Source organism: Luteibacter sp. P4_E6, assembly GCF_056401535.1.
Window position 1 is genome coordinate 1 of record NZ_JBFUJE010000332.1, and the last position, 4374, is coordinate 4374.

The window sequence follows — 4374 nt, forward strand, 5'->3', positions numbered from 1 at the left end:
CAGCATGCACTGGCTGACACGCGACGCTGCGCATGTGGAGCAGTACAAAGACCCGGCCTTCGTCGAGCACGGCGACGACGACCGCAGCCTGGTGGAGCTGCTTCGCGAAGGGGTCATCGACGCGGCCATCCTCGGCAACGACCTGCCGAAGGATGAAGAATTCATTCCGGTTATCACGGACGCCGCGACCCTCGACCGGGCGTGGTACGACCGGCACGGTTTCGTGCCGATCAACCACGTCGTGTCGGTCAGCACGGCCGTCGCCCAGCGCAGCCCGTCGGCCGTACAAGCGATGTATCGCCTCCTTCTCCAGTCGAAGTCCCGGCTCCGGGATGCACCCGGTACCCCTTCKCCGTATGCCTTCGGCTATGAAACGCTGCGCGAGCCGGTGGAATATGTCATCGACGCCTGCGTCGAGCAGGGCCTGCTGCCTCGCCGCCTGAGCATTGACGAAGTATTCGGCCCGGCGCAGGACATACTTGACGGGGTCACCGAATGAACGACCCCAAAGGGCTGAACGGCCCCCACCTGGAAACGCCAAGGTAATGAGCAAGCTGAACGCCACTACTGCCGCCACGCCGCTCAAGGCGCGACGCCCGTTCTACAACGACCTCACCTTCCAGGTCGTGACGGGCATGGTGCTGGGTGTCCTGCTGGGCGCGCTGGCACCGGACATCGGCAAACAGCTCAAGCCACTGGGCGATATCTTCATTCGCCTGATCCAGATGGTGGTGGGGCTGATCATCTTCTGCACCGTCACCCACGGCATCGCCAGCGTGCGCGATCTGGGCAAGGTCGCGCGCATCGCAATCAAGGCCATGGTGTATTTCGAGGTCGTCACGAGCATCGCGCTGGTGCTCGGCCTGGTGACGATCAACCTGCTCAAGCCCGGCGTGGGCATGCACATCGACCCTGCCATGCTGCACACCGGTGTCGCCGTCGCCAAGGACGGACACACGGCCGTGCCGACCGGCGCAGGTGACTTCCTGGTCAACCTGGTGCCGAACTCCGCACTCGATGCCTTCGCCAAGGGAGATATCCTGCAGATCCTGGTGTTCTCGGTGTTGTTTGCCTGCGGCCTGGCGTCGCTCGGCGAGAAAGCCCAGCCGGTTCTGCATGTGGTCGACACGGTGCAATCCGCGCTGTTCTGGATCATCCGTCTGGTGATGAAGATCGCACCGATCGCCGCGTTCGGTGCCATCGCTTTCACCGTCGCGCAATTCGGTCTGGCCACGCTGCTGCCACTGGGCGCGTTGATCCTCGAATTCCTGCTCACCTGCGCCCTGTTCTTCGCGCTGGTGCTCGCGCCGATTTCCGCCTATGCCGGTTTCAACCTGCTCAAGATGATGCGCTACTTCCGCGAAGAGCTGGTCCTGGTCCTGGGCACGAGCTCGTCGGAAAGTGTCTTCCCGCAGCTCACGGCGAAACTCACCAGGCTTGGCGTCAACGAATCGGTGGTGGGCATGGTCCTGCCGACCGCGTACAGCTTCAACCACGACGGCACATGCCTGTACTTCGCTGCCGTGGCCGTGTTCCTCGCCCAGGCCACGGGCACCGCGTTGGGCTGGGAACAGCAACTGGGCCTGCTCGCCATATTGCTGCTCACGTCCAAGGGAGGCGCCGGCGTGTCCGGATCGGCCATCGCCGTCCTGACCCTCACGCTGGCCGCGACCAAGACGATCCCGGTCGGCAGCATCGCCCTGATTCTCGGAATCCACCGGATTCTCTCGGCGATGTTCGTGTTCACCAACATCGCAGGCAATTGCGTCGCCACCGTGGTCGTCGGTAAGTGGGAGAAAGCCGTCGATCACGAAAAACTCAAGCAGGAACTGGATACGGGTTACCAACCCGCCTGATTCCGCCACATCGTTCGAAGTACAAGCCTCGCGAAGTCCCTCGACTCCGCGATCGGGGAGGGATTGCTCAAATGAACCGCAACACTTACATCGCCACCGCTCTATGTAGCCTCGCTGGCGCCATCGCGCCGACGCTGGCATGGGCCCAGAACGTGCCCTCGACCGCGCCAGCGTCGAGTTCGTCGACGGCGGACGTAGCCGAACCGGACTCGACAGGCGGTGCCCAGAAGCCGAAGGAAGCCTCGAAAGGCCCGCTATCGGATGTGGCAGCGTCATTACGCGACAAGGGCATCAAGCTGCGCAGCGCGCTGATCGACCAGTACGCCAACAACACCACCGGCGGCATCTATCAGGGTCATAGCAATGTCGGCCAGTTCAACATCGGCGCCGATTTCGACCTCGACAAGATGGTGGGAATCAGTGGTGGATCGTTCCACTTCACGGTGTATCGCGACTACGGCGAGAGCCTGAACAAATACGTGACCGGCACATTCACCAAGCAGCAGTACATCTACAAGAACGAGTTTTACCGCTGGCATCTTGGCCTGTTCGCCTACGAGCAGAAGCTGCTCGACGACAAGCTCGACATCACCGCCGGTCGCCTGGGCACGACCACGTACTACGGTCATCTGGTCACCAACTGCCAGTTCGAATCGGCCGATACCTGCGGTGAGCCACGTATCCTGGTTTCCGAAGCCGGCTTCAGCCTGCTTCCGTCAGCGACGTGGGGCCTGAACATCAAGGCACGGCCGACACCGCATACGTACATCGAAACCGGCGTTTTCGAGGTCAACCCAACGACATCGGCCAGCAACGGCCTGGATTTCTCGGTCGGTAGCGCCACGGGCGTCACGGTTCCCGTGGAATGGGCGTGGCAGGACGCCGATCCGACGAAAACGCGTTATCCCTTCGAGCTGAAGGTCGGCGGCTTCGTCAGCACGGCGCCCCTCACCGATCCGTACTACAACACCGCGGGACGATCGAAGGCCCTGTTCGGCGGCACGGCGCGCACGATCAACAGCAGTCGCGATGGCGTCTACATCATGGGTGATCGCGTCATCTGGCGGCCGAACGATGCCAGTGCGCAAAGTTTCAATGTGTTCGGCGGCATCGTGCAGCAGCTGGACGAAGCGGAAATCATGCGCCAGCAGATCTATGCGGGCTTCGTTTGGACCGCGCCCTTCGCCAGCCGTCCGACGGACACACTGAATTTCTCCGTCTCCGAGTTCGAGCTGACGCCGCGCGAGCGCGAATTTCTCCGCGATGCACGGGCCAAGAAGGGTGGCCACGGCACGAATGCCGCACACCAGACGGCTTACGAGCTGACATACGGCTGGCGTGTGGCTCGCGGCCTCGAGCTGATGCCGAGCCTGCAATACATCGTGCACCCCGACAACTCGAGTATCACCAACACCGCCATCTTCCCGAAGAACATGTTCGTCTACGGCGTGAGCCTCAAGATGGACCTGGGCACCATGCTCGGCTTCGACAAGACCGCCGGCGGCGACTGACCCTCCTCTACGAACGGATCCCCTCATGAGCAAGAAAACCGCATTGGTCGTCAGCGCGCACTCGGCTGACTTCGTCTGGCGCGCCGGCGGCGCGATCGCCCTGCACGCCGCGGCCGGCTGGGATATCACCGTTGTCTGCCTGTCGTATGGCGAACGCGGCGAATCGGCCAAGCTGTGGCGCAAGCCCGGCATGACACTGGACAAGGTGAAGTCGGAGCGCCAGGTCGAGGCCGAGAACGCTGCGAAGCACCTCGGCGTCGCCGATATCCAGTTCTGGGACCTCGGCGATTACCCGATCACACTGACTAACGACTCACTGTTCCGGCTCGCCGACCTCTATCGCTCCGTGCGGCCCAACTGGGTCATGACCCACTCCAGGAAGGACCCGTACAACGCCGACCACGTCGCGGTCAGCGCGTTCGCCCAGGAGGCCCGTATTGTCGCCCAGGCGCACGGCCACGCCCCCGAGACGCCGGTGATCGGCGCCCCGCAGGTCTACCTCTTCGAGCCGCACCAGCCCGAACAGTGCGGTTGGAAGCCGGACACGATCCTCAACATCACCGATGCGTGGGACAGGAAGCGTGCGGCGATCGAGTGCATGCAAGGCCAGGAACACCTGTGGGAGTACTACACACGCGTGGCGCTGCAGCGCGGCGTACAGGGCGGTCGCAATTCCGGCACGCCGATGACGTACGGCGAGGCTTATGAATCGGTGTTCCCGGCGGTGGCGAGCGCGTTGGGCTAACATCGTTTTCTGGACGCGACTCTCGGGTGATGAATGTCTCGCGAAGACTGGTATCGAAACGTCGACTGGAATGATGGCATCGCGGCAGCGTTCGAGGAGAAGCTGTCGCGAGCACGCCACAAGAGCGATTACCTGAGGATCCAGGCCTGCAGCCTTACCGACAGGCATCCGCGAGTAGCGCTTGCCCTGTTGGATCGGTATTTCGCACTCGGTGAGCACTTCGATGATGCTCAGGCATATGTCGACCGAGCGACATCCTACC

Annotated in this window: 5 protein-coding genes; all 5 read left to right on the top strand. The window is 62.7% G+C overall.

The features are described 5' to 3' along the window. Nucleotides 1-499: hypothetical protein (locus tag AC1DT2_RS16585; RefSeq protein WP_477297523.1), on the top strand; the 499-nt coding region annotated here is incomplete at its 5' end. A gap of 46 nt (nt 500-545) precedes the next feature. Then, on the top strand, nt 546-1856 hold the full coding sequence (gene dctA / locus AC1DT2_RS16590) for a C4-dicarboxylate transporter DctA (RefSeq protein ID WP_477297525.1): 1311 nt from the start codon (nt 546-548) through the stop codon (nt 1854-1856). Between the two features lie 71 nt (nt 1857-1927). Next, nucleotides 1928-3367 carry a carbohydrate porin gene (locus AC1DT2_RS16595; RefSeq protein ID WP_477297527.1) on the top strand — a complete coding sequence of 480 codons (1440 nt, stop codon included), beginning with the start codon at nt 1928-1930 and terminating at the stop codon, nt 3365-3367. Between the two features lie 25 nt (nt 3368-3392). Further along, nucleotides 3393-4112, top strand: coding sequence for a PIG-L deacetylase family protein (locus AC1DT2_RS16600; RefSeq protein ID WP_477297529.1), 720 nt, complete (start codon nt 3393-3395; stop codon nt 4110-4112). Between the two features lie 33 nt (nt 4113-4145). Then, nucleotides 4146-4374 (top strand): hypothetical protein (locus AC1DT2_RS16605; RefSeq protein WP_477297531.1); only part of this gene is annotated, 229 nt, incomplete at its 3' end.

Excerpts from the sequence above, each read along its gene's own strand:
- AC1DT2_RS16600 (WP_477297529.1), top strand. The coding sequence starts at position 3,393 with ATGAGCAAGAAAACCGCATTGGTCGTCAGCGCGCACTCGGCTGACTTC.
- dctA (WP_477297525.1), top strand. The coding sequence starts at position 546 with ATGAGCAAGCTGAACGCCACTACTGCCGCCACGCCGCTCAAGGCGCGA.
- AC1DT2_RS16595 (WP_477297527.1), top strand. The coding sequence starts at position 1,928 with ATGAACCGCAACACTTACATCGCCACCGCTCTATGTAGCCTCGCTGGC.